This window comes from Hydrogenophaga crocea (assembly GCF_011388215.1).
Taxonomy (GTDB): Bacteria; Pseudomonadota; Gammaproteobacteria; order Burkholderiales; family Burkholderiaceae_C; genus Hydrogenophaga; species Hydrogenophaga crocea.
Genome location: NZ_CP049989.1, coordinates 2,511,432 through 2,533,685, shown reverse-complemented (window position 1 = coordinate 2,533,685; position 22,254 = coordinate 2,511,432). Strand labels below are relative to the sequence as shown.

The window sequence follows — 22,254 nt, the reverse complement described above, 5'->3', positions numbered from 1 at the left end:
CCTGTAGTGGGGGCGCTCAAACCTTGTCGGCGGCGCTCGTGAACGAGTCGGCGTGGAAGCACTCTTCGGGCAGGCCGGCCTGCGCCACGTAGTCGCGCTTGGCCGATTCCACCACGATGGGCGCGCCGCAGGCATAGACCTCGAAACCGCTGAGGTCGGCATGGTCTTCGAGCACCGCGCGGTGCACGAAGCCGGTGCGGCCGGTCCAGGCGTCTTCGGGTTCGGCGTTGGACACCACCGGCACGTAGCGCAGGTTCGGCATGGCCGCGAGCTGCTCCTCGATCCAGGCGCTCTGGTACAGGTCGCCGGGGCGGCGGCCGCCCCAGTAGAGCGTGGCCGGGCGGTTGATGCCCTTGAAGCGCATGTGTTCGACGATGGCCTTGATGGGCGCGAAGCCCGTGCCCGAGGCCAGCAGGATCATGGGCTTGTCGCTCTCCTCGCGCAGGAAGAAGCTGCCGAACGGCCCTTCGATGCGCAGGATGTCCTTCTCCTTCATCGTGCTGAAGACCTGGTCGGTGAACTTGCCGCCCGGCATGTGGCGCAGGTGCAGTTCGAGACCCGGCTGTTCGGCCTGGGTGTGCGGCGCGTTGGCCATCGAGTAGCTGCGGCGGTCGCCGTCGCGCAGGATGAACTCCACGTACTGGCCGGCGCGGTACTGGAAGGTGTCGCTCGCAGGCAGTTGCAGGCGCAGCACCATCACGTCGTGCGAGGCGCGGCTGAGGCTGCTCACGCGCGCGGGCATCTTCTTGATCGGGAAGGCGCCGACCTCGGTCACCTGGCGGGACTCGATCACCACGTCGCTCTGCGCGCTGCCGCAGCAGGTGAGGATGTAACCCGCGGCCTCTTCGTCGGCGCTCAGGGCCTTGCTCTGGTGAGGGCCGTGGACCACGCTGCCCGAGAGCAGCTTGCACTTGCAGGAGCCGCAGGCGCCGTCCTTGCAGCCGTAGGGCAGGCCGATGCCCTGGCGGATGCCGGCGGCCAGCAGGGACTCGTCGGAGGTGGCGGAGAAGCTGCGGCCGCTGGGCTGCACGGTGATGGTGAATGTCATACTCGCGGGCTCGTTCGGACGGGGCCGCATGCGCAGCGCGCCCCGGAAAATGCAACCGCGCATTGTCGCAAAAACCATTCCGCATGCCTTTTCTCGGAGCCTTGCCCGCACGCTTTCGCCGTGAACGGGTGCTGATCGTGGGTTGTGGCGACGTCGGCCTGCGGGCCGCGCGCGAACTCGGCGCGGCCCAGGGCCGGCGCGCGCGCGTGATCGCGCTCACCTCGAGCCCGGGCCGCGCCGACGAACTGCGCGGCGCGGGCCTCACGCCGCTGGTGGGCAACCTCGACGAGCCGGCCAGCCTGCGCCGTCTCGCGGGCCTGGCCTCGCGCGTGCTGCACCTGGCGCCCCCGCCCTCGCAGGACATGAGCGACTGGCGCATGGACACCCGCACGCGCGCCCTGGTGCGGGTGCTCGCGCAGCGCACACCGCCGCTGTCGCTGGTGTATGGCTCCACCACCGGCGTCTACGGCGACCGCGGCGGCGCCTGGACCAGCGAATCGCAGCCCGTGCGGCCGCACACGCCGCGCGCCGCGCGCCGCGTCGACGCCGAAGACCGCGTGCGCTGGCTGGGCCGCGCCCTGTCGGTGCGCGCGAGCATCCTGCGCATTCCGGGGATTTACGCCAACGACCGCGCGGGCGGTACGCCGCGCGAGCGCCTGCTGCGCGGCACGCCGGTGCTGCGGCCCGAAGACGACGTCTACACCAACCACGTGCACGCCGACGACCTGGCGCGTGCCTGCGCGCTCGCGCTCTGGCGCGGCCGCGCGCAGCGCGTGGTGCACGCGGTGGACGACACCGAGCTCAGGATGGGCGACTACTTCGACCTCGCGGCCGACGTGTACGGCCTGCCGCGCCCGCCGCGCGTGGCGCGCGATGCGGCCCAGGACCAGTTGCCGCTGATGCTGCTGAGCTTCATGGGCGAGTCGCGCCGGCTGCGCAATCACCGGCTCAAGCAGGAGCTGCGGCTGCGCCTGCGTTACCCCACGGTGGCGCAGGGCTTGAGGGCCTGAGGCGGCGCCAGAAACGGCACAGCCCGGCGGGGCCGGGCTGTTGCGTCTCCATGGTGCCGAGGGTCGGACTCGAACCGACACGCCTTGCGGCGGGGGATTTTGAATCCCCTGCGTCTACCGATTTCGCCACCCCGGCCGGAGGGAAGGGGGCGGATTATGGCACAGTGCACCCATGCAATACCCCACCATCGAAGACGCGATCGGCCGCACGCCGCTGGTCGCGCTGCAGCGCATCGGTGCTGCGGAAAACCAGGCGCGCGGCAACGTCATCCTGGCCAAACTCGAAGGCAACAACCCCGCCGGTTCGGTGAAAGACCGGCCCGCGCTGTCCATGATCCGCCGCGCCGAAGAGCGCGGCGACATCAAGCCCGGTGACACGCTGATCGAGGCCACCTCGGGCAACACCGGCATCGCGCTCGCCATGGCCGCGGCCATCAAGGGCTACCGCATGGTGCTCATCATGCCGGAGGATCTGTCCATCGAACGCGCCCAGACCATGAAGGCCTTCGGCGCCGAGCTCATCCTCACGCCCAAGAGCGGCGGCATGGAATCGGCGCGCGACCTGGCCGACAAGATGGAAGCCGATGGCAAGGGCCGCGTGCTCGACCAGTTCGCCAACCCCGACAACCCGCGCATCCACTACGAAACCACCGGTCCCGAGCTGTGGGAGCAGACCGGCGGGCGCATCACGCACTTCGTGAGCGCCATGGGCACCACGGGCACCATCACCGGCGTGTCGCGTTTTCTCAAGGAAAAGAACCCCGCGGTGCGCATCGTGGGCGCCCAGCCCAGCGAAGGCTCGCGCATCCCGGGCATCCGCAAGTGGCCGCAGGAATACCTGCCCAAGATCTACGACCCCAAGGCCGTGGACGAGCTGATCTACGTGACCCAGGGCGACGCCGAAGACATGGCGCGCCGCATGGCACGCGAAGAAGGCATCTTCGGCGGCATCTCGGCCGCGGGCGCGCTCTGGACCGCGCTGCAGGTCTCGCGCCAGGTCGAGAACGCCACCATCGTCTTCGTGGTCTGCGACCGCGGCGATCGTTATCTCTCGACCGGCGTGTTCCCGGCCTGAGCGCGCAGCCCATGGCCGGCGACTTCCGCTTCTGCCCGCAGTGCGCCACGCCGCTGCAGCCCGTCACGCAGCTCGAAGACGGCGGCGAGAAGCAGCGCCTGCGTTGCACGGCCTGCGATTACACGCACTGGAACAACCCCACGCCGGTGCTCGCGGCCATCGTCGAGCTCGACGGCCAGGTGCTGCTGGCGCGCAACGCCGCCTGGCAGGGGCGCTTTTTCGGGCTCATCACCGGCTTCATGGAGGCCGGCGAAACGCCCGAGGACGGCATCCGGCGCGAGATCGCCGAAGAGACCGCGCTGCAGACCGAGGCCTTGTCGCTGGTGGCGGTGCACGATTTCCAGCGCATGAACCAGGTCATCATCACCTACCATGCGCGTTGTCGCGGCCAGGTGCGCCTGTCGCCCGAGCTCGCCGAATACCGGCTGCTGGCGCCCGAACAGGTGCGTTGTTGGCGGGCCGGCACCGGTCTGGCCCTGGCACAGTGGCTTTTGTCACGCGGCATCACCCCGACATTCCTGGACGACACGCCGAACGCGCGTGCCGCCTAAAATGCAGCGTTACCCGACGGAGCCTCCACTTCCATGATCGCCGCTGACCGAGAACTCGATGCCCGGGGCCTGAACTGCCCGCTGCCCATCCTCAAGGCCAAGAAGGCCCTGGCCGACATGCTCAGCGGCCAGACGCTCAAGGTCGTGGCCACCGACGCCGGCTCCGTGCGCGATTTCCAGGCCTTCGCCAAACAGACCGGCAACCTGCTGGTGCACCAGGAAACCGTGGGCGGCGACCACATCTCGGTGCTCAAGCGCCGGTGAGACGCGCCATGGACGTCCTGCTTGTCGACCCGCTGGTGCCCGAGGCCCTGGCGTGGCTGCAGGAGCGCTACCAGGTCGTCTACCAACCCGAACTCGCTGACGACCCTGTCGCCCTGCGGCAGGCCGTGGCCGAAGCGCGCGCCATCGTGGTGCCGCCACACGTGATCGTCTCGGCCGAGTTCCTCGAGCACGCGCAGAACCTGCAAATGGTCGCGCGCATGCAGATCTCCAGCGACAACACCGATCTCGAGGCCTGCTCGCGCCGCGGCATCCGCGTGCTGCAGGCGCGCAGCGCCACGGTGCGCTCCAACGCCGAATACCTGCTCTACGGCCTGCTCATGCTGTACCGCCGCGGCATGGTGAGCGCGCTGCTGGGCCGCAAGCTCGCGCAGGTGCGCATGGGCCGCGAACTCGCGGGCAGCACCGTGGGCCTGCTGGGCCTGGCGCCCGTGGCCCACACCCTGGCGCCCATGCTGCGCAGCCTGGGCGTGCGCGTGATCGGCTACGACCCGGCCGTGCACCACGCGGCCGAGCTCTGGGACAAGCTCGGTGTGGAGCCCGTGCCCCTGCCCGAGCTCATGGAGCGCTCCGACGCGATCTCGCTGCAGATGGTCTATGCCTCGCGCTTCAAGGGCTGGATCAACGAGCGCCTGCTCAACCACTGCAAGCCCGGCCAGCTCTGGGTCGGCGTGAGCCGCAGCGCGCTGTTCGACCAGGAGGCTCTGGCGTTGGCGCTGTGCGACGGCCGCATCGACGCCTGCCTGCTCGACGGCGCCAACCCGCAGTTCGCCGCACCGGGCTCGCCGCTGCACGGCATTCCCAACCTGCACCTCACGCCGCGCCTGGGTTCGCACACGCGCGAGGCCAAGCTGCGCGCGAGCTGGTACCTGGCGCGCCGCATCCACGAAACGCTCTCGCCCGAAGACGCGCGCCGTGACCACAACAGCAGCGATTTCGCCGCGCTCGACAGCACGGGCTTTCCCGAGTCGGGCGATCCGCAGGCGGCCACGCCCTCGCAGTGGGCGTCGCTGGCGGCGCTGGATAGGGACTAGACACCCCCCCGCCGCGCTGCGCGCGACCCCCCCAGGGGGGGCGATGCCTGCGGCCCGGCGAAGCCGGTTCCGCGGCATCTCTGGGTGGTGTTACTTCAGGCGTGACAGTTGCGCCTGCACCTTCTCCAGCGTGGCGCTGAAGTCGGCCACGCGCTGTTTTTCCTGCTCGATCACGGCCGCGGGGGCGCGGGCGACGAAGCCTTCGTTGGCGAGCTTGGCCTGGGCCTTGGCGATCTCGGTCTGCAGCCGCGTGGCTTCCTTGCCCAGGCGGGCCATTTCGGCGGCGACGTCGATTTCCATGAACAGGCACAGGCGGGCCTCGCCCACCACGGCCACGGGCGCGGCGCCCGCGGCCTGCGCCCAGGCGGCCTCGCCGTCGAAGACGCGCACCTCGGCCAGCTTGGCCAGCGACTGCAGCACCGGCGCGGCCGCGCGCAGGAAGTCGGCGTCGCCCACGGCGTACAGCGGCAGGCGCTGGGCCGGTGACACGCCCATTTCGCCGCGCAGCGTGCGGCAGGCGTCCACCAGCTTCTTCAGGCGCGCCACGTGGGCCTCGGCGGTTTCGTCGATGCGCTCGGGCTGGCTCACCGGGTAGGCGGCCAGCGCCACCGATTCGCCCGCGCGGCCGGCCACGGGCGCGACCTTCTGCCAGAGTTCCTCGGTGATGAAGGGAATCAGCGGGTGCGCCAGGCGCAGGATGGCCTCGAGCGTGCGGATCAGGGTGCGGCGCGTGGCGCGCTGCTGCGCCGCATCGCCGGTCTGGACCTGCACCTTGGCGATCTCGAGGTACCAGTCGCAGAACTCGTTCCAGACGAAGTCGTAGATGGCGTTGGCGACGTTGTCGAGCCGGTACTCGGCGAAGCCCTTGGCGACCTCGGCTTCCACGCGCTGCAGCGTGGACGAGATCCAGCGGTCGGCCTGGCTGAAGCTCAGGTAGCCGTGGAAGGGCTGGCCCACGGCGCACTCGTCCTTGGTGTGCTCCTTGAGGCCGCAGTCGTGGCCCTCGCAATTCATGAGCACGAAGCGCGTGGCATTCCAGAGCTTGTTGCAGAAATTGCGGTAGCCCTCGCAGCGCTTGCTGTCGAAGTTGATGCTGCGGCCCAGCGAGGCCAGTGCCGCGAAGGTGAAGCGCAGCGCGTCGGCGCCGTAGGCGGGAATGCCCTCGGGGAATTCCTTCTCGGTGTCCTTGCGCACGCGCGGCGCGGTCTCGGGCTTGCGCAGGCCGGTGGTGCGCTTTTCGAGCAGTTGCGGCAGCGCGATGCCGTCGATCAGGTCCACCGGGTCGAGCACGTTGCCTTCGCTCTTGCTCATCTTGCGGCCCTGGGCGTCGCGCACCAGGCCGTGGATGTAGACATGGCGGAACGGCACGCGGCCGGTGAAGTGGGTCGTCATCATGATCATGCGCGCGACCCAGAAGAAGATGATGTCGTAGCCCGTGACCAGCACCGAGCTCGGCAGGTAGAGGTCGTAGTCGCTGGTGGCGCCGCCTTCGGTGTTCGGCCAGCCCATGGTGCTGAAGGGCACCAGCGCCGACGAGTACCAGGTGTCGAGCACATCGGGGTCGCGCGTGAGCGTCTTGCCCGGGGCCTGGGCCTGTGCTTCGGCCTCGTTGCGCGCCACGTAGATGCGGCCCTCTTCGTCGTACCAGGCGGGAATCTGGTGGCCCCACCAGAGCTGGCGGCTGATGCACCAGTCCTGGATGTTGCCCATCCACTGGTTGTAGGTGTTGACCCAGTTCTCGGGCACGAAGCGCACCTCGCCCGAGGCCACGGCGTCGATGGCCTTCTGCGCGATGCTCTTGCCCGTGGGGTCCTGCTCGCTGACCTTGGTGGTGGCCACGAACCACTGGTCGGTGAGCATGGGCTCCACCACCTGGCCGGTGCGCGCGCAGCGCGGCACCATGAGGCGGTGCTTCTTGGTTTCCACCAGCAGGCCCTGGGCCTCGAGGTCGGCCACCACGGCCTTGCGCGCGGCGAAGCGGTCCAGGCCCTGGTACTTCGCGGGCGCGTTCTGGTTGATCGCGGCGTCGAGCGTGAGCACGCCGATGACGGGCAGGCCGTGGCGCTGGCCCACGGCGTAGTCGTTGTGGTCGTGCGCGGGCGTGACCTTGACCACGCCGGTGCCGAAGGCGCGGTCGACGTAATCGTCGGCGATCACCGGGATCTCGCGGTCGCACAGCGGCAGCTTCACGGTCTTGCCCACGATCGCGGTGTAGCGCTCGTCATCGGGGTGCACCATCACCGCGGTGTCGCCGAGCATGGTCTCGGGGCGGGTGGTGGCCACCACCACCGAGCCACTGCCATCGCTCAGCGGGTAGCGGATGTGCCAGAGGAAACCGTCCTCCTCCTCGCTCTCCACCTCGAGGTCGCTCACGGCCGACTTGAGCACCGGGTCCCAGTTGACCAGGCGCTTGCCGCGGTAGATCAGGCCCTGCTCGTACAGGCGCACGAAGGTTTCGGTGACCACGGCCGAGAGCTTGTCGTCCATGGTGAAGTACTCGCGCGACCAGTCCACGGTGTCGCCCATGCGGCGCATCTGGCCCGTGATGGTGTTGCCGCTCTTCTCCTTCCACTCCCAGACCTTTTTCGTGAAGGCGTCACGCCCCAGGTCGTGGCGGCTGGTCTTTTGCTCCTGCAGCTGGCGCTCGACCACGATCTGCGTGGCGATGCCCGCGTGGTCGGTGCCCGGCACCCACAGCGTGTTCGCGCCCATCATGCGGTGGTAGCGCGTGAGGCTGTCCATGATGGTCTGGTTGAACGCGTGGCCCATGTGCAGGGTGCCGGTCACGTTCGGCGGCGGCAGCTGGATGCAGAACGCCGGTGCGCCCTCGCGCGCCGCGCCGGTGCCGCGAAAGCCCGCGCGGCCCACGCCGCGCTGCTCCCACCAGGGGCCCCACTGGGCCTCGATCGGTGCGGGTTCGAAGGATTTGGCCAGCGAAGCGAGGCCGGGTTGCTGCACGGTGTCGGTCATGGGACGCGCCAGAATGACAACGGCATCCCGCGGGATGCCGTTGGATGAGACGGGGGAAGCGGCGATTTTAGCGGCCGCCCCTGTGCCCGGCCGCTGCGCTCAGAGCGCTTCGCGGGCCGCGGCGATGCAGTCGGCCAGCACCCGGGCGTCGCCCATCTGGTTGGCCAGCAGCAGGATCAGGCGCGCGCTGAAGGCCTGGATCTGCTCGGGCGAGAGATCGGCCTGGGCGTCGAGCAGCTGCTCGTAGAAGGTGTCGGCGTCCTGCCAGTTCGGGGTGGTGATCATGCGTTCACTCCGGTGAGGCCCAGCGCCAGGCCGATGGCCTGCACCAGATCCGCGTTCACGGCGCGGCCATGGGCCGCGAGGTAGGCGTCGGGCCGCACCAGGGCCCAGCCGCCCGCGGCAGCCTGGCAGGCGTCGCGCAGCGCGCCCTTCAGGTCGCGCACGTGCTCCAGGCACTGGGCGGCGTCGTCCGCGCCCACCACCTGCACCACGCGCAGCGGCGCGGTCGCGCTCAGGCCCGCGAGCCGCTTGCGGTCGGCGCGCGAGAGCGGGCCGAAGCACAGCAGCAGCAGGTCGCCCGCGGCCCAGTCGAGCAGCTGGTTGAGCCGGCCCTCGCGGCCGTCGGCCCAGGCAAAGGCCACGTTCTGCACCGATTGGCCGGCCGCGCTGCCCTCGCCGTAGAGGCAGGCGCGCGAACGCGTGTAGGGGTTGGCCACGGCCATGCGGCCGGTGTTGATCAGCGGGCGCGCGAACGCGTGGCGCTTGGCCAGGGCGATGGCGGCGTTGCGGTAGGTGCGCTCGATGCCGTCGGCCGGGCGCAGGAAGCGCGCGGTGCGGTTGGTCACGCGCACGTTCTCGCGCGCGGCCTCCAGGCGCTCGTCGCCGTAGCTCTCCAGCAGCGCGGGCGCGGCGCGGCCGCGCATCACCGCGGCGAGCTTCCAGGCCAGGTTGTCGGCGTCGGCCACGCCGGTGTTGCCGCCGCGCGCGCCGAAGGGGCTCACCACCTTGGCCGAGTCGCCCATGAAGAACACGCGGCCGTGGCGCATGGCGTGCACGCACTCGCTGCGGTAGGCGTAGGGGCCGACCCACACGATCTCGACCTCGACCTCCGGCCCGAACTGGCGCGCCAGGCGCTCGCGCACCACGTCTTCGCGGCTCACGTAGGCCGGGTCGGCGTTGGGCGCCATCTGGTAGTCGATGCGCCACACGTCATCGCCCATGAGGTGCTGCCACACGGCGCGGTTCTCGTTGAAGGGCGCTTCGATCCAGGTGTGGCGTTCCTGCGGCGGGCGGGTGGTGAAGCGCACATCGGCGATGCACCAGCGGTCGTCGCCGCGCTTGCTGTCGAAGGGCACCTGCAGCCACTTGCGCAGCGGGCTGGCCGAGCCGGTGGCGTCGATCACGTGCTCGGCGCGCACCTGGTACGCGCCCGCGGGCGTCTCGATGCTCAGCAGCGCGCCATGTTCGTCCTGCTCGAAGGCCGTGAGGCGGTTGCGCCAGCGCAATTGCACGTGGCCGAGCGCGTTGATGCGATCGACCAGAAAGGCCTCGATGTAGAACTGCTGGATGTTGATGAAGGGCGGCTGCTGGCTCAGGCGGTAGCCGCCCTGCTGGCGCAGGTCGAAGCTGTAGACCTCGTCGTGGCCCGCGTAGGTGCGGCCCACGCTCCATTGCACGCCCTTGGCCGCGATGTGTTCGTAGATGCCCAGCCGCTCGAAGATCTCGAGCGATTTCTGCGTGTAGCAGATGCCGCGCGAGGACGCGCCCTTGACGCCCACGGTGTCGTCTTCGTCGATGAGGATGGCCGGCACGCCCAGGCGCGCGAGCGAGCAGGCCAGCGTGAGGCCGGTGATGCCGCCGCCCACGATCACGATGGGGTGCCTGGCGGGCGCGCCGCTGCCGATTTCGGGCGGTGGCACGAAGGGGTAGGTGGGCAGCTCGTAGCCGCCGCCCTGCGTGAACTCGTAGCCGTTGGTGTGGGCGACTTCCTTGTACGTCATGTCCTTGTTCCTCGGGTCGTCATGCGGGCGCTTCGCGCGTTGCACCTCGCGCACGCCCGCGATCGCGGGGTACTCCACTCCGCGGCTGTCCCCCGGCCCTGCTGCGCAGGGCCTCCTCCTTTATGCCGCTGCGCGAAGCACCCCACACTCGCGGGCTGAAGTGGCGTGGTTGTCTTCATGGGTCGAATGCCTGGGAGGGGGGCGGTGGCAGGGCGGGAGGGCGCAGCGAAATAAAGGAGGAGGACGGCGCAGCCGTCCGGGGGACATTCGCGGAGCCCTCCCGCCCTGGCGCCGCCAACCGGTGCCGCCGGAGAAAGATCAACCCTTGACAGCCCGCGCCGCCACCTCGGGACGGTCGTTCTGCTGCGGCTTGAGCGGCGCGCTCGACTTGCCTTCGGCGCGCTCGCGGCGCCACTGCTCCTTGCGCGCCGTCCATTCGTTCAGGCGCGCGTGCGCGGTCTTGCTTTCCTGCAGCATCTGGAACTCGTCGGCGAGCTGGGCGGTGAGCTCCAGGCGGATGCCGTTGGGGTCGAAGAAATAGATGCTCTTGAAGATGTGGTGGTCGGTCACGCCCAGCACCTCGATGCCGTGGGCCTGCAGCCGCGCCTTGGTGTTCTCGAGCTCCTGCACGCTGTTGACGCGGAAGCTGATGTGGTTGACCCACTTGGGCGTGTTGGGGCTGGGCAGGGCGGCTTCGTCGTCGCCGAGGTCGAAGAACGCGATGAACGAGCCGTCCTGCAGCCGGAAGAAGAAGTGCGTGTACGGGCAGTACTCGCCCGTGCTGGGCACGTAGTCGCTCTGGATGATGTGGTACAGCGGCAGGCCCAGGATGTCTTCGTAGAAGTGCCGCGTTTCCTCCGCGTCGCGCGCGCGGTAGGCGTAGTGGTGCAACTGCTGGATCGGGGCCGGCGCGGGCAGGTCGGCAAGGGGCGTGGCTGGCGTCATGGCGGTCTCCGGAAACGGTGAACGAAATTTACCATAGCGAAATCAATTTCCCAAAGCGTAATTCTGACCCTGGGGTGGGGCGACCCTTCGGCCCGCCGTCCGTCGGACGCGCACCGATAATCACCGCTGCCCCGGATACCCCCTCTCCCCGAAGCCCTGCATGCTCTTCCTCATCTCGCCCGCCAAGGCCCTCGATTACGAGACCCCGCCCCACGTCAAGACGCACACGCAGCCGCTGTTCGTGCCGCAGGCCAGCGAGCTCGTGGCGGTGATGCGCGAGAAGTCGCCGCAGGAGATTGCAACGCTGATGGACCTGTCCGACAAGCTCTCGGCGCTGAACGCCGCGCGCTACGAGGCCTGGAGCCCCCGGTTCAGCGCGAAGAATTCCAAGCAGGCGGTGCTGGCCTTCGACGGCGACGTCTACGGCGGGCTCGACGCCAAAACCCTGTCGGCCGACGACCTCGACTGGCTGCAGCAGCACCTGTGCATCCTGAGCGGGCTCTACGGTGTGCTGCGCCCGCTCGACTGGATGCAGCCCTACCGGCTTGAAATGGGCACGCGCCTCAAGACCGCGCACGGCGGCACGCTCTACGCGTTCTGGGGCAGCCGCATCGCCGAGTACCTCAACGAGCGCGCCCGGGCCGACAAGAGCCCGGTGGTGGTCAACCTCGCGAGCGAGGAGTACTTCAAGGCCGTGGACCGCAAGGCGCTGCAGCCGCGGGTGATCGGCTGCGTGTTCGAGGAGCGCAAGGGCGCGGGCTACAAGGTGATCAGCTTCATGGCCAAGCGCGCGCGCGGCCTCATGGTGCGCTGGGCGGTGCAGCAGCGCGTCAGCACGCCCGAACAACTCAAGGGCTTCGACCTCGAGGGCTACCGCTTCGAGGCCGCCTTGTCCGAACCCGACCGCCTGGTCTTCCGCCGCGAAGCCAAGGCCTGACCCCCGGAGGATCCGCATGAGCCAGACCGTCACCCCCGAACTGCGCCGCTGGATCATCGAGCAGGCCAGCGCCGGCTTCTCGCCCGAATCCGTGCTCAAGGCCATGCTCGACGCCGGCTGGCAGCAGCCCGTGGCCGAGCAGGCGCTCGAACGCACGCTGCTCGAACACCTGGGTTCGGTGACGCCGCAGCAGCTTGCGCAGGCCGCGCCGGAGGTGCGCGAGGCGGTGAACGCCGCGCTCGGCGTGAGCGCGCAGATGCCGCACATCGACCTCTCGGGCTCGCCACGCCGCATCGACGCGGGCGACCGCTGGGTCGACGTCATCACCCACCTGAACCACCCGCGCGTGGTGGTGCTGGGCAACCTGCTCAGCCCCGAGGAGTGCGACGCCATCATCGAGTCGGCCAAGCCGCGCATGGCGCGCTCGCTCACCGTGCAGACCACCACCGGCGGCGAAGAGATGAACCCCGACCGCACCAGCAACGGCATGTTCTTCGCGCGCGGGCAGACGCCCGAGGTGAGCGCGGTGGAAGCGCGCATCGCGCGCCTGGTGGGCTGGCCGGTGGAGAACGGCGAGGGCGTGCAGGTGCTGCACTACCGCCCGGGCGCCGAGTACAAGCCGCACTACGACTACTTCGACCCCGCCGAGCCCGGCACGCCCACCATCCTCAAGCGCGGCGGCCAGCGCGTGGCCACGCTGGTGATGTACCTCAACGAGCCCACGCGCGGCGGCGGCACCACCTTCCCCGACGTCGGCCTCGAGGTGGCCCCGGTGCGCGGCCACGCCGTGTTCTTCAGCTACGACCGGCCCCATCCCTCGACCCGCACGCTGCACGGCGGCGCGCCCGTGCTCGAGGGCGAGAAGTGGGTCGCCACCAAATGGCTGCGCGAGCGCGAGTTCGCCTGAGCCTTCTCCCATGAGCGCCAACACCCCCGAACAGTCCCAGCTCGGCAAGGCCTCGGCCTACGTCGACCTTTACGACCCCGGTCTGCTGTACCCCTTGCCGCGCGAAACCAAGCGGCGCGAGATCGGCATCACCGGCAGCGTGCCCTTCATGGGCTGCGACCTCTGGACCGCCTATGAGCTCTCGTGGCTCAACCGCCGCGGCAAGCCGCAGGTGGCGCTGGCGCACATCACCGTGCCCTGCGAGAGCACGCACATCGTCGAGAGCAAGTCCTTCAAGCTCTACCTCAACAGCTTCAACAACACGCCTTTCGACAGCGCCGACGCGGTGCGCGAGCGGCTGCGTGCCGACCTCAGCGCCGCCGTGTGGCACGGCGGCGCGGTGCAGAGCGGCGTGGGCGTGAAGCTGATCGCGCCCGAGCGTTTCGACGCCGAGCCCATCCACGAGCTCGACGGCGTGAACCTCGACCGCCTCGACGTGGAGTGCACGCGCTACCAGCCCGCGCCCGAACTGCTCGGCGCCGCCTTCGACGAGCAGCCCGTGAGCGAAACCCTGGTGAGCCACCTGCTCAAGAGCAACTGCCTGGTCACGGGCCAGCCCGACTGGGGCAGCGTGCAGATCGCCTACAGCGGCCCCCAGATCGATCAGGCCGGCCTGCTGCAGTACCTGGTGAGCTTTCGCAACCACAACGAGTTCCACGAGCAGTGCGTGGAGCGCATCTACATGGACGTGTGGACGCGCTGCAAACCCACCAAGCTCGCGGTGTACGCGCGCTACACGCGGCGCGGCGGTCTGGACATCAACCCCTGGCGCAGCAGCCACCCACAGCAGCCGCCGGCCAACGTGCGCACCGCGCGGCAGTGACCGTCGGTCACCCCGCGCCGCGAAATCGCGAAATGCCTAGGTGATTCGACACTTCGCGCGTAGCATCGCACGCTTCGCCGTCCCTGCACGGTCGATCACTGGCCGTCCGGTCCCTTGCGGGGCGGGGCGGCCCCTCAGGCGGCCCGCCTTCACGCGGCCACCGCCTTCTCTCGCGGGTCCGCGCCCATTGCAGGCCGTCCCGCTTCTTCGAAAGGCTCAGTCATGAGCAGCAAACTGTACGTGGGCAATCTGCCCTACTCCGTCAACGACGACTCGCTTCGTCACAACTTCTCCGAATACGGTGCCGTGGCCTCCGCCAAGGTCATGGTCGATCGCGACAGCGGCCGTTCCAAGGGTTTCGGCTTTGTCGAAATGGCTTCCGAAGCCGAGGCGCAGGCCGCCATCAACGGCCTCAACGGCCAGTCGGTCGAGGGTCGCCAGATCGTCGTCAACGTGTCGCGCCCCAAAGAGGCTGGCACCGGCGGTGGTTACCGCAGCAGCGGCCCGCGCTACTGAGCGCAGCCCCGGGCGGTCACGCCCATGAAAAAAGCCGGCACCTGTGCCGGCTTTTTTTTGCCCGCCGCGCTCAGATCTGCTTCTGGATCAGCGCGCCGTGGAACAGCACCGGGCCCGTGGGGCCGCGGTCGCCCGGCACGCCGCCCAGCGGCTCCAGGCTGATCGCGAGCAGCGGGATCTCCCGCACCGCGCTCTCGCTCGACGCGAGTTGCAGCAGCCGCTCTGGCGTGAGCACGCCCAGCGAGCGCGGCGTGGCCCCGGGCGGCACGGCCCAGAGCTGCAGCGAGCGGTCGGCCGCCTCGCGGAAGTTGCCCACGCGCTGCAGGCTCAGGCGGTTGTTGCGGCCGTCGAAGGTCACGAGCACCGCGGGCTGGTTCTTGTCGTCGGTGAGCACCGACACGTAGCGCACCTCGGGCGCGGCCTGCAGCTCGCGTTCGAGCTGGGCCACGCGCGCGTCGCGCTGCTGCAGGTCCTGCTGCAGCGCGGCCACCTGGGCCGCGCGCTCACCGGCGTCGCGCTGCAGGCCGGGCACGAGCAGGGCCGCGAGCACGGCCACCGCCACACCGGCCAGGCCGGCGCCGCGCCACAGCGCGAGGTGGTTCCACCAGCCGCCGCGCGCCGAGGCCGGCGTGGCGGGCGCGGCCGACGCACGCTGGCGCTGCAGTGCGGCCTGTTCCTGCTCGGCGTGCACCAGGTTCAGGATGCGCGTCCACACCTGCGGCCCGGGCTCGGCCGCGGGCTGCAGTTCGTTGAGGCTGCCGACGCGGATCTGCCACTCGATGGCGGCCGCGCGCACGGCGGGCTGCTCGCGCGCGATGGCCTCGAAGCGCCGCCGCGCGCCGCCGCGCAACGTGCCCAGCGCATGGGCGGCGGCCAGCCGCTGTGTCAGCTCGGGGTGTTTGTGCAATTGCATGGCGCTCCCCTCAGGCGAACTGCTTCATGCAGTCGCGCAGCTTGTCCAGGCCGCGGCGGATCCAGGTCTTGACCGTGCCCAGCGGCAGCGCCAGCCGCTCGGCGAGTTCGCCATGGCTGAGGTCGCGCAGGTAGGCCAGGCTGATCACCTCGCGCTGCTTGTTCTCGAGCTGCCCCAGGCACTGGTGCAGCGCCCAGGCCTGCTGGCTCGCGAGGTTGGTGTCCATGGGGTTGGGCGAATCGCCTTCGAGCGTCTCGGCCAGGGTCTCGTCGATCTCCTGCGTGAGGTGGGTGCGTTCGGCCGCCCGCCGGCGCAGGCAGTCGAGCGAGCGGCTGCGCACGATCAGGCCGAGCCAGGCCATGGGCGGGCTCAGCGTGGCGCGGTAGTCGGCCGCGCTGCGCCAGACCTGCAGGAAGGTTTCCTGCAGCACGTCCTCGGCCAGTTCGGCCGTGCCCACGACGCGCAGCGACAGCCCGTAGAGCTTGCGCCCGCAGAGGTCGTAGAGCGCCTTGAGCGCGGCTTCGTCGCGCTGGGCAATGCGGTCGATCAGGGTCATGAGGAGGTCGTCGGGGTTCGCGCTCATGCGGCGCATTGTGCTGGCTCTTTCCTTTACGCCGCTGACGCGCCGCCGGATTCACCGCCCCGGCGGGCCGCGGCGTGAAGTCCATCACCGAGCGGATTACTCGGGCATTCGAATCCGGCGCTGGCCGGCCCTGCGTACCCGGAGCGTGCCTTGCACAACAGGCGCCGGCCATGCACCGGCGCCACCGATCGCAGAACCCTTCCTTCACTTTCAACGGAGCTTTTCCATGATCCTCAAATCGACCCTGGCCGCAGCGGCCGTTCTCGCCATGACCGCCTGCGCCACCGGCATGGGCGCCAAGCCCATGTTCTCGCAAGACGGCCTGCCCGACGCCGTGAAGGTGCCCGCCGGCCACAAGGTGGCCATGGAGACCGTGGGCGTGGGCGAGATCACCTACGAGTGCCGCGCCAAGAAAGACGCGGCCGGCCAGTTCGAGTGGGTGTTCGTGGGCCCCGACGCCAAGCTGCTCGACCGCGCGGGCAAGCAGGTGGGCAAGTACTACGGCCCGCCGGCCACCTGGGAATCCATGGACGGCTCCAAGTTCACCGGCGCGCAGGTGGCGGTGTCGCCGGCGCCCGCGGGCAACATCCCGCTGCAGCTGGTCAAGGCCAACCCGGCCACCGGCATGGGCGCCTACCAGGGCGTGACCTATGTGCAGCGCGTGGCCACCAAGGGCGGCGTGGCCCCGGCCACCGCCTGCGCCGCGGGCAACGTGGGCGCCAAGCAGATCATGCAGTACCAGGCCGACTACATCCTCTACAAGGCCATCTGATCGGCCGGCTTCTTTTCTCCAAGGTCCCCTGATCCGGCCCCCTTCTCCATCAGGCGGGGGGTCGTTAGGCCCTGCGAACGATGGATCGTCGCAGGGCACTTTTTCGAACGCGCGTCCGCTTCAGGCCGCGCGTTCGAAGCCTTCGAGCAGGTTGGCGGCGTTCACGCCCACCTCGGCCACCGCGTAGCCGCCTTCGAAGGTGAACACAGTGGGCAGGCCGAGCGCGGCCAGCGCCGCGCCGATCGCCGGGTAGTCGCCCGAGCGCAGCTTGAAGCCCGAGATCGGATCGCCTTCGTAGGTGTCCAGGCCCAGCGGCACCACCAGCGCGGTGGCGCCGAAGCCGGCCACGGCCTGCAGGGCCTCGTCGAGCGCCGCGCGCCAGGCCGCGGTGCCGGTGCCGCGGGGCAGCGGCCAGTTGCGGTTGAAGCCTTCGCCCGCGCCCGCGCCGGTTTCGTCGGCATGGCCGAGGAAGAACGGGTACTCGGTGTGCGGGTCGCCGTGCAGCGAGAGCGTGAGCACGTCGGCGCGCTCGTAGAAGATGGTTTGTGTGCCGTTGCCGTGGTGGTAGTCCACGTCGAGCACGGCCACGCGTGCATGGCCGCCGTCGCGCAGCGCCTGGGCCGCGATGGCCGCGTTGTTGAGGAAGCAGTAGCCGCCATAGAAGCCCGGGCCCGCGTGGTGCCCCGGCGGCCGCGTGAGCGCGAAGGCGCTGCGCTCGCCGGCCAGCACGGCGTGGGCCGCGGCCAGCGCGCAGGCCGCGCCCGCGCGCGCGGCGCGCCAGGTGCCGGCCATGAGCGGGGTGCCCGAGTCGAAGGCGAACAGGCCCAGCCGCGCCGCGGCATTGAGCGGCGAGCGGTCGTGGCGGAAGGCGTGGGCCTGGGGCAGCGGCCAGACCGAGGGCAGGGCGTCGCGCTGCGCGTTGGCGGGGTCCAGCGCGACCCAGTCGTCCCAGGCGTTCGCGAGGAAGTGCAGGTAGCGCGGCTCGTGCACGCGGGCCAGGGCCGCGTCGAGCACGGCGTCGCCGACCTCGGGCGGGCGTTGCGGGCCGATTGCGCGGCGCTGGAGTTCGTCGCGCACGAAGTGCAGGCGGTCGGGCACTTCGTGGCAGTCCACGAGGCGGCCACGGAACATTTCCTGGCGGCCCGCGTGTTCGGCGTGGTGGGGGTTGATGAGGGTCAGCATGCCGGCGAGGTTAACGCCAGCGCCTCAGCCCTGACCGGCGTCCATGAAGGACTGCAGCGGCGCGAGCGGCGTGAACCGGCCGGGGCGGCGGTCCTGGGCCGCGGCGATGGCCTCGCGCACGTGCGCGTTGCTCCAGATCGCGCCTTGCAGCCAGCCCATCTGGCGCAGGCTGTCGTCGACCGAGTGGTCGCGCGCGTAGTTCACGGCCTGCTTGGTGCCCCAGATGGCCACGGGCGGCTTGGCCGCGATCTCGCGCGCGCACTTCAGCGCGGCGTCGACGGTGGCGGCGTGGCTGTCGAACACCTCGTTGACCAGGCCCACGGCGAGCGCGCGCTGTGCGCCCAGCCGCCGGCCGGTGTAGGCGAGCTCTTTCACCACGCCGAGCGGGATCAGCTTGGGCAGCCGCTGCAGCGTGCCCACGTCGGCCACCATGCCGATGTTGATTTCCTGGATACAGAAGAAGGCGTCGGCCGAGGCGTAGCGGAGGCAGCCCGCGGTGACGAGGTCGACCGCGCCGCCGACGCAGCCGCCCTGGATCGCGAAGATCACCGGCACGCGCAGGGTTTCGAGGCGTGTGAAGGTGGCCTGCATGTCGGTGAGCAGGTCGAACACCGCGGCGCGGCCCTCCGGGCTCTGGTCGTCCATGGTGATGGCGCCGCCGAAGGTCTCGAGCGCCATGCCGGCGCTGAAGTGCTTGCCCGTGCTGCTGATCACGAGCGCGCGCGCCCGCCCCTCGTCGTGGATGCCCCGCAGCAGCGCGTCAAGCTCGCGCCAGAACGTGGGGTGCATGGTGTTGAGCGTGTCGGGCCGGTTCAGCGCCAGGTGCGCCACGTGGTCTTCAGTCCAGCTCAGGGAAAAGCAGGTCGGTGCGTTCATCGCGGTGGGCCTTGTCTCGGGGCTTGGGAAGCGGGCCATTCTGGTCGCCGCGCGCGGCCTCGGCTGTCCCGGGTTTGACGAGCTTGCTCGACTTCACGCCCAGCAGGCGGAAGCGGCGCGTCAGGTCCACGCGCTTGAGGCACAGGCCGGCGGCGCGGCGGATGGCGGCGGCGTCGTTGGTGGGCGCGTCCAGCGTGAGGTCGCGCGTGACCTTGCTGAAGCCCACATAGGTGAGCTTCACGCCGATGGTGCGCGCGAGGTAGCCCTTGCGCTGCAGGTCGGCCGCCACCTGCTCGCACAGCCGCGTGAGGATGGCGCCGAGCTCGGCACGGTCGTGCACCGCGTGCAGGTCGCGCTCGAAGGTGGTCTCGCGGCTCAGGCCCACGGGCTCGCTCTCGGTCACCACGGGCCGCTCGTCGCGGCCCCAGGCCGCCTCGTGCAGCCAGGCGCCGTAGCTCTTGCCGAAGTGGGCCACCAGCCAGTCGCGCTCGCGCGCCGCGAGCTCGCCGATGGTGTGGATGCCGTGCGACTGCAGCCGGGCGTCGGCCTTGGGCCCCACGCCATTGATCTTGCGGCAGGGCAGTGGCCAGATCAGGCGCTCGAGGTCGTCGGGCGTGACGATGCTGATGCCGTTGGGCTTGTTGAACTCGCTCGCCATCTTGGCGAGCAGTTTGTTGGGCGCCACGCCGATCGAGCAGGTGAGGCCGGTGGCCTCGAAGATGCTCTTCTGGATCAAGCGCGCGAGCACACGCCCGCCCTCGCGCTGGCCGCCGGGCACCTCGGTGAAGTCGATGTAGACCTCGTCCACGCCGCGGTCCTCCATCACCGGCGCGATCTCGGTGATGACGCGCTTGAAGGTGCGCGAGAGCCGGCGCACCTCGTCGAAATCCACCGGCAGCAGGATGGCCTGCGGGCAGAGCCTGGCGGCCTTCATCAGGCCCATGGCCGAGCCCACGCCGAACTGGCGCGCCGCGTAGGTGGCCGTGGTGGCCACGCCGCGGCCCACGTAGTCGCGCAGCAGGGGAAAGAAGTCGACCGGGATGCGGTCGAGCGAATCGGGGCCCCAGTCGGTCTCGGGGTAGGCCGCGCGCAGGCGCTCGAACATCTCGGTCTCGCGCCGGCGGCCGCCGCCGATCACCAGCGGCAGGCCCTTGAGCTGCGGGTAGCGCAGCAGCTCCACGGACGCGAAGAAGGCGTCCATGTCGAGGTGGGCGATGCGGCGCTGCAGGGTCACGCCGCGATCGTAGCCCGCTTACCATGCCCGGGTATGCCGATTGCACCCGTGGTCGGCCCGATGCGGAGGACTCCCATGACCCATCCCCTCACCCGATTGCTCGCGGCGGCCCTGGTGGGCGCCGGCGTGGCGCTGGCCGGCTTCACCATCGGCCAGGGCCTGGAGCGTTTCCGGCTCGCCGACCGCAGCGTGACCGTCAAAGGCCTGGCCGAGAAGGACGTGGAGAGCGACTTCGCGATCTGGATGCTCACGTTTCGCCGCGGCGGCAATGCCTTCGGCGAAGTGCAGAAGGCGCTGGCCGGCGACCGCGATGCGGTGGTGGCCTTTCTCAAGGCGCGCGGCTTCAAGGACGACGAGATCGAGGTGCGCCCGCTGGCCGTGCAGGACCTGTTCGCGCGCGAGTACGGCGGTGGCCAGCAGCCGCTGCGCTTCAACGGCACGGGGCAGGTGCTGGTGAAGTCGGCGCGGGTGACCGAGGTGCAGGCCGCGTCGCTCGCGGTCGATCCGCTGATCCAGGCCGGCGTGCAGATCAGCGGCGAGGGACAGACCGGCCCGGCCTACCAGTTGCGCGGCTTCAACGACGTGAAGGCCCCGCTGCTCAGCGAGGCGACGCGCAACGCGCGCGAGCAGGCCGAGAAGTTCGCGGCCGAGGCGGGGGCGCAGCTGGGGCCCTTGAAGGTGGCCAATCAGGGCGTGATCAGCATCAGCGGCGCCGACGGCAACGAGCACGACAGCAACGGCTCGCGCGTGAAGCGGCTGCGCGTGGTGAGCACGTTCGTGTACGAATTGCGCTAACTGGGGGCGCGTGCTTGCCGGCTTGGCTGGCGGGGTCGGGCCTGCGCCCCTGGCCGCGCTGGCTTCGGTGCGCTGCCCCTCGCTGCGCGAGGGGTTCCCTGCGATGCTCGGGTGAGCGGCCAGGCGGCAGAACTCGCTGCGCGCCTTTCAGGCGCTCCGCTCAGACAGCTGCCGCCAGTCAGATGACGAAGCGCGCTGCGCGCGCAGGCCGATCACCCTGCGCTTCTCGGCAGCGCACAGGCGCCAGCGCGGCCAGGGGCGCAGGCCCGACCCGAGACAGGGTGGGCGCACCACCGCCAGTGAGCCCGTTTCGGGTGGCTGATGCATTGCGCGCCCGGTACACGAACGTGGCCAAACCGGCGTTGCGATCTGCGGGGCGCGTGCCTGCCAGTCTGTGGCGAGGGGCTGGGGTTCGGTGGTGGGGGCGCCTGTGCGCTGCCGAGCATCGCAGGGGACCCTTCGCGCAGCGAAGGGCAGCGCACCGAAGCCCCCGCCACCGAACCCCAGGCCCTCGCTCCCCGGGTGGTCAGCGCGAAGACGCCCCCCAGGTTCACGCCGTCGGAAACGTCCCCGGCAGCAGGATGGACTTGTCCACCGTCTCGATGTTGGTGTGGCCGCAGAAGGCCATGGTGAGGTCGAGTTCCTTGTGGATGATCTCGAGCGCCTTGCTCACGCCCGCCTCGCCCATGGCGCCCAGGCCGTAGAGGAAGGCGCGGCCGATGTAGCAGCCGCGTGCGCCCAGCGCGCGCGCCTTGAGCACGTCCTGGCCGCTGCGCACGCCGCCGTCCATGTGCACCTCGATCTTCGAGCCCACCTCGGCCACGACCGCGGGCAGCGCCTCGATGCTGCTCTGCGCGCCGTCGAGCTGGCGGCCGCCGTGGTTGCTCACGATCAGCGCGTCGGCGCCGCTGGCCACGGCCATGCGGGCGTCTTCCACGTCCTGGATGCCCTTGAGGATCAGCTTGCCGCCCCAGCGCTCCTTGATCCACGCCACGTCGCCCCAGTTGAGCTTGGGGTCGAACTGCTGCGCGGTCCAGGCGCCGAGGTTGGCCATGTCGGTCACGCCCTGCACGTGGCCCACGATGTTGCCGAACTGGCGCCGCTTCGTGCCCAGCATGCCCAGCGCCCAGCGCGGTTTGCTCGCGATGTTGATCAGGTTGGCCAGCGTGAGCTTGGGCGGCGCCGACAAGCCGTTCTTGAGGTCCTTGTGGCGCTGGCCCAGGATCTGCAGGTCCAGCGTGAGCACCAGCGCGCCGCAGTTCGCGGCCTTGGCGCGGTCGATCAGGCGCTCGATGAAGGCGCGGTCGCGCATCACGTAGAGCTGGAACCAGAAGCCCTCGCCGGCATGCTGCGCCACGTCTTCGATCGAGCAGATGCTCATGGTGGAGAGCGTGAACGGGATGCCGAACTTGCGGGCCGCGCGCGCCGCGAGGATCTCGCCGTCGGCGTGTTGCATGCCCGTGAGGCCGGTGGGCGCGATCGCCAGCGGCATGGCCGTGTCCACGCCCACCATCGTGGTACGCGTGCTGCGGTTCTCCATGTTCACGGCCACGCGCTGGCGCAGCTTGATCTTCTGGAAGTCGGACTCGTTGGCGCGGTAGGTGCCTTCGGTCCACGAGCCCGAATCGGCGTAGTCGTAGAACATGCGCGGCACGCGCTTTTGCGCCAGCACGCGCAGGTCTTCGATGGTGGTGATCACGGTCATGCCAGGTCTCCTCGGGCGCTTGTTCGGACGATGCGCGCGATGGTAGCGAGCCGC

At 70.2% G+C, this 22,254-nt stretch carries 22 protein-coding genes and 1 tRNA gene; 11 read left to right on the top strand and 12 right to left on the bottom strand.

All coding sequences use genetic code 11. The annotated features are described in order from the left end of the window. Positions 1-16: 16 nt before the first annotated feature. Positions 17-1,048, bottom strand: a complete 1,032-nt coding sequence (locus G9Q37_RS11940) for a CDP-6-deoxy-delta-3,4-glucoseen reductase (protein WP_166227407.1) — start codon at positions 1,046-1,048, stop codon at positions 17-19. Between the two features lie 83 nt (positions 1,049-1,131). On the opposite strand from G9Q37_RS11940, the gene G9Q37_RS11935 reads away from it, so the two are divergent. Next, complete coding sequence (locus G9Q37_RS11935; protein WP_166227406.1) at positions 1,132-2,058, top strand: SDR family oxidoreductase; 927 nt, start codon at positions 1,132-1,134, stop codon at positions 2,056-2,058. Between the two features lie 51 nt (positions 2,059-2,109). Here the strand turns inward: G9Q37_RS11935 and G9Q37_RS11930 are convergent. Then, positions 2,110-2,194, bottom strand: a tRNA-Leu gene (locus G9Q37_RS11930). A gap of 36 nt (positions 2,195-2,230) precedes the next feature. Here G9Q37_RS11930 and cysM point away from each other — a divergent pair. Genes cysM through G9Q37_RS11910 form a run of 4 tightly spaced genes read left to right on the top strand, consistent with a single transcriptional unit; the run spans position 2,231 to position 5,000 of the window. Continuing rightward, positions 2,231-3,133 (top strand): cysteine synthase CysM, encoded by a 903-nt coding sequence (gene cysM, locus G9Q37_RS11925; protein ID WP_166227405.1) that lies wholly within the window; start codon positions 2,231-2,233, stop codon positions 3,131-3,133. Positions 3,134-3,144: 11 nt separating this feature from the next. After that, positions 3,145-3,684 carry an NUDIX hydrolase gene (locus G9Q37_RS11920; RefSeq protein ID WP_166227404.1) on the top strand — a complete coding sequence of 180 codons (540 nt, stop codon included), beginning with the start codon at positions 3,145-3,147 and terminating at the stop codon, positions 3,682-3,684. Between the two features lie 36 nt (positions 3,685-3,720). Then, positions 3,721-3,948 (top strand): sulfurtransferase TusA family protein, encoded by a 228-nt coding sequence (locus tag G9Q37_RS11915; protein WP_166231234.1) that lies wholly within the window; start codon positions 3,721-3,723, stop codon positions 3,946-3,948. An 8-nt stretch (positions 3,949-3,956) separates the two neighbouring features. Beyond that, complete coding sequence (locus G9Q37_RS11910; RefSeq protein WP_166227403.1) at positions 3,957-5,000, top strand: NAD(P)-dependent oxidoreductase; 1,044 nt, start codon at positions 3,957-3,959, stop codon at positions 4,998-5,000. A 90-nt stretch (positions 5,001-5,090) separates the two neighbouring features. Here the strand turns inward: G9Q37_RS11910 and G9Q37_RS11905 are convergent, their stop codons facing one another. The 4 genes from G9Q37_RS11905 to G9Q37_RS11890 all read right to left on the bottom strand — a co-directional run bounded on the left by G9Q37_RS11905 (position 5,091) and on the right by G9Q37_RS11890 (position 10,918). Beyond that, positions 5,091-7,970 carry a valine--tRNA ligase gene (locus tag G9Q37_RS11905; protein ID WP_166227402.1) on the bottom strand — a complete coding sequence of 960 codons (2,880 nt, stop codon included), beginning with the start codon at positions 7,968-7,970 and terminating at the stop codon, positions 5,091-5,093. A 99-nt stretch (positions 7,971-8,069) separates the two neighbouring features. Further along, entirely contained in the window at positions 8,070-8,255 is a 186-nt protein-coding gene (locus G9Q37_RS11900) for a DUF2783 domain-containing protein (protein ID WP_166227401.1), read from the bottom strand. Further along, entirely contained in the window at positions 8,252-9,973 is a 1,722-nt protein-coding gene (locus tag G9Q37_RS11895) for an FAD-dependent oxidoreductase (RefSeq protein WP_166227400.1), read from the bottom strand. The genes G9Q37_RS11900 and G9Q37_RS11895 overlap by 4 nt, the downstream gene beginning before the upstream one ends. Positions 9,974-10,291: 318 nt before the next feature. Continuing rightward, positions 10,292-10,918: a VOC family protein gene (locus G9Q37_RS11890; protein WP_166227399.1), complete on the bottom strand. Its 627-nt coding sequence runs from the start codon at positions 10,916-10,918 to the stop codon at positions 10,292-10,294. A 160-nt stretch (positions 10,919-11,078) separates the two neighbouring features. Here G9Q37_RS11890 and yaaA point away from each other — a divergent pair, with 160 nt between their 5' ends. The 4 genes from yaaA (at position 11,079) to G9Q37_RS11870 (ending at position 14,140) form a co-directional block, all read left to right on the top strand. Further along, positions 11,079-11,855: a peroxide stress protein YaaA gene (gene yaaA / locus G9Q37_RS11885; RefSeq protein ID WP_166227398.1), complete on the top strand. Its 777-nt coding sequence runs from the start codon at positions 11,079-11,081 to the stop codon at positions 11,853-11,855. Positions 11,856-11,871: 16 nt separating this feature from the next. Next, positions 11,872-12,762: a 2OG-Fe(II) oxygenase gene (locus G9Q37_RS11880; RefSeq protein WP_166227397.1), complete on the top strand. Its 891-nt coding sequence runs from the start codon at positions 11,872-11,874 to the stop codon at positions 12,760-12,762. Positions 12,763-12,772: 10 nt separating this feature from the next. Further along, entirely contained in the window at positions 12,773-13,624 is an 852-nt protein-coding gene (gene queF / locus G9Q37_RS11875) for an NADPH-dependent 7-cyano-7-deazaguanine reductase QueF (protein ID WP_166227396.1), read from the top strand. 222 nt (positions 13,625-13,846) lie between these two features. Next, positions 13,847-14,140: an RNA recognition motif domain-containing protein gene (locus G9Q37_RS11870; RefSeq protein WP_166227395.1), complete on the top strand. Its 294-nt coding sequence runs from the start codon at positions 13,847-13,849 to the stop codon at positions 14,138-14,140. Positions 14,141-14,210: 70 nt separating this feature from the next. Here G9Q37_RS11870 and G9Q37_RS11865 read toward each other — a convergent pair whose 3' ends face one another. Both G9Q37_RS11865 and G9Q37_RS11860 read right to left on the bottom strand, forming a co-directional pair. Beyond that, complete coding sequence (locus G9Q37_RS11865) at positions 14,211-15,053, bottom strand: anti-sigma factor (protein WP_166227394.1); 843 nt, start codon at positions 15,051-15,053, stop codon at positions 14,211-14,213. 10 nt (positions 15,054-15,063) lie between these two features. Beyond that, positions 15,064-15,645 (bottom strand): RNA polymerase sigma factor, encoded by a 582-nt coding sequence (locus G9Q37_RS11860; RefSeq protein ID WP_166227393.1) that lies wholly within the window; start codon positions 15,643-15,645, stop codon positions 15,064-15,066. A 217-nt stretch (positions 15,646-15,862) separates the two neighbouring features. Here G9Q37_RS11860 and G9Q37_RS11855 point away from each other — a divergent pair, with 217 nt between their 5' ends. Continuing rightward, positions 15,863-16,408 carry a DUF3455 domain-containing protein gene (locus G9Q37_RS11855; protein ID WP_166227392.1) on the top strand — a complete coding sequence of 182 codons (546 nt, stop codon included), beginning with the start codon at positions 15,863-15,865 and terminating at the stop codon, positions 16,406-16,408. 120 nt (positions 16,409-16,528) lie between these two features. Here the strand turns inward: G9Q37_RS11855 and G9Q37_RS11850 are convergent, their stop codons facing one another. Genes G9Q37_RS11850 through G9Q37_RS11840 form a run of 3 tightly spaced genes read right to left on the bottom strand, consistent with a single transcriptional unit; the run spans position 16,529 to position 19,667 of the window. Further along, positions 16,529-17,590: a histone deacetylase family protein gene (locus tag G9Q37_RS11850; RefSeq protein ID WP_166227391.1), complete on the bottom strand. Its 1,062-nt coding sequence runs from the start codon at positions 17,588-17,590 to the stop codon at positions 16,529-16,531. 24 nt (positions 17,591-17,614) lie between these two features. Beyond that, positions 17,615-18,466, bottom strand: a complete 852-nt coding sequence (locus tag G9Q37_RS11845) for an enoyl-CoA hydratase-related protein (RefSeq protein ID WP_166227390.1) — start codon at positions 18,464-18,466, stop codon at positions 17,615-17,617. Then, positions 18,429-19,667 carry a Y-family DNA polymerase gene (locus G9Q37_RS11840; protein WP_166231231.1) on the bottom strand — a complete coding sequence of 413 codons (1,239 nt, stop codon included), beginning with the start codon at positions 19,665-19,667 and terminating at the stop codon, positions 18,429-18,431. The genes G9Q37_RS11845 and G9Q37_RS11840 overlap by 38 nt, the downstream gene beginning before the upstream one ends. 108 nt (positions 19,668-19,775) lie before the next feature. Here G9Q37_RS11840 and G9Q37_RS11835 point away from each other — a divergent pair, with 108 nt between their 5' ends. Beyond that, a complete protein-coding gene (locus G9Q37_RS11835; protein ID WP_166227389.1) occupies positions 19,776-20,495 on the top strand; it encodes an SIMPL domain-containing protein in 720 nt (239 codons plus the stop codon). Positions 20,496-21,045: 550 nt separating this feature from the next. Here the strand turns inward: G9Q37_RS11835 and G9Q37_RS11830 are convergent. Next, positions 21,046-22,200, bottom strand: a complete 1,155-nt coding sequence (locus tag G9Q37_RS11830; protein ID WP_166227388.1) for an alpha-hydroxy acid oxidase — start codon at positions 22,198-22,200, stop codon at positions 21,046-21,048. Positions 22,201-22,254: the final 54 nt, after the last annotated feature.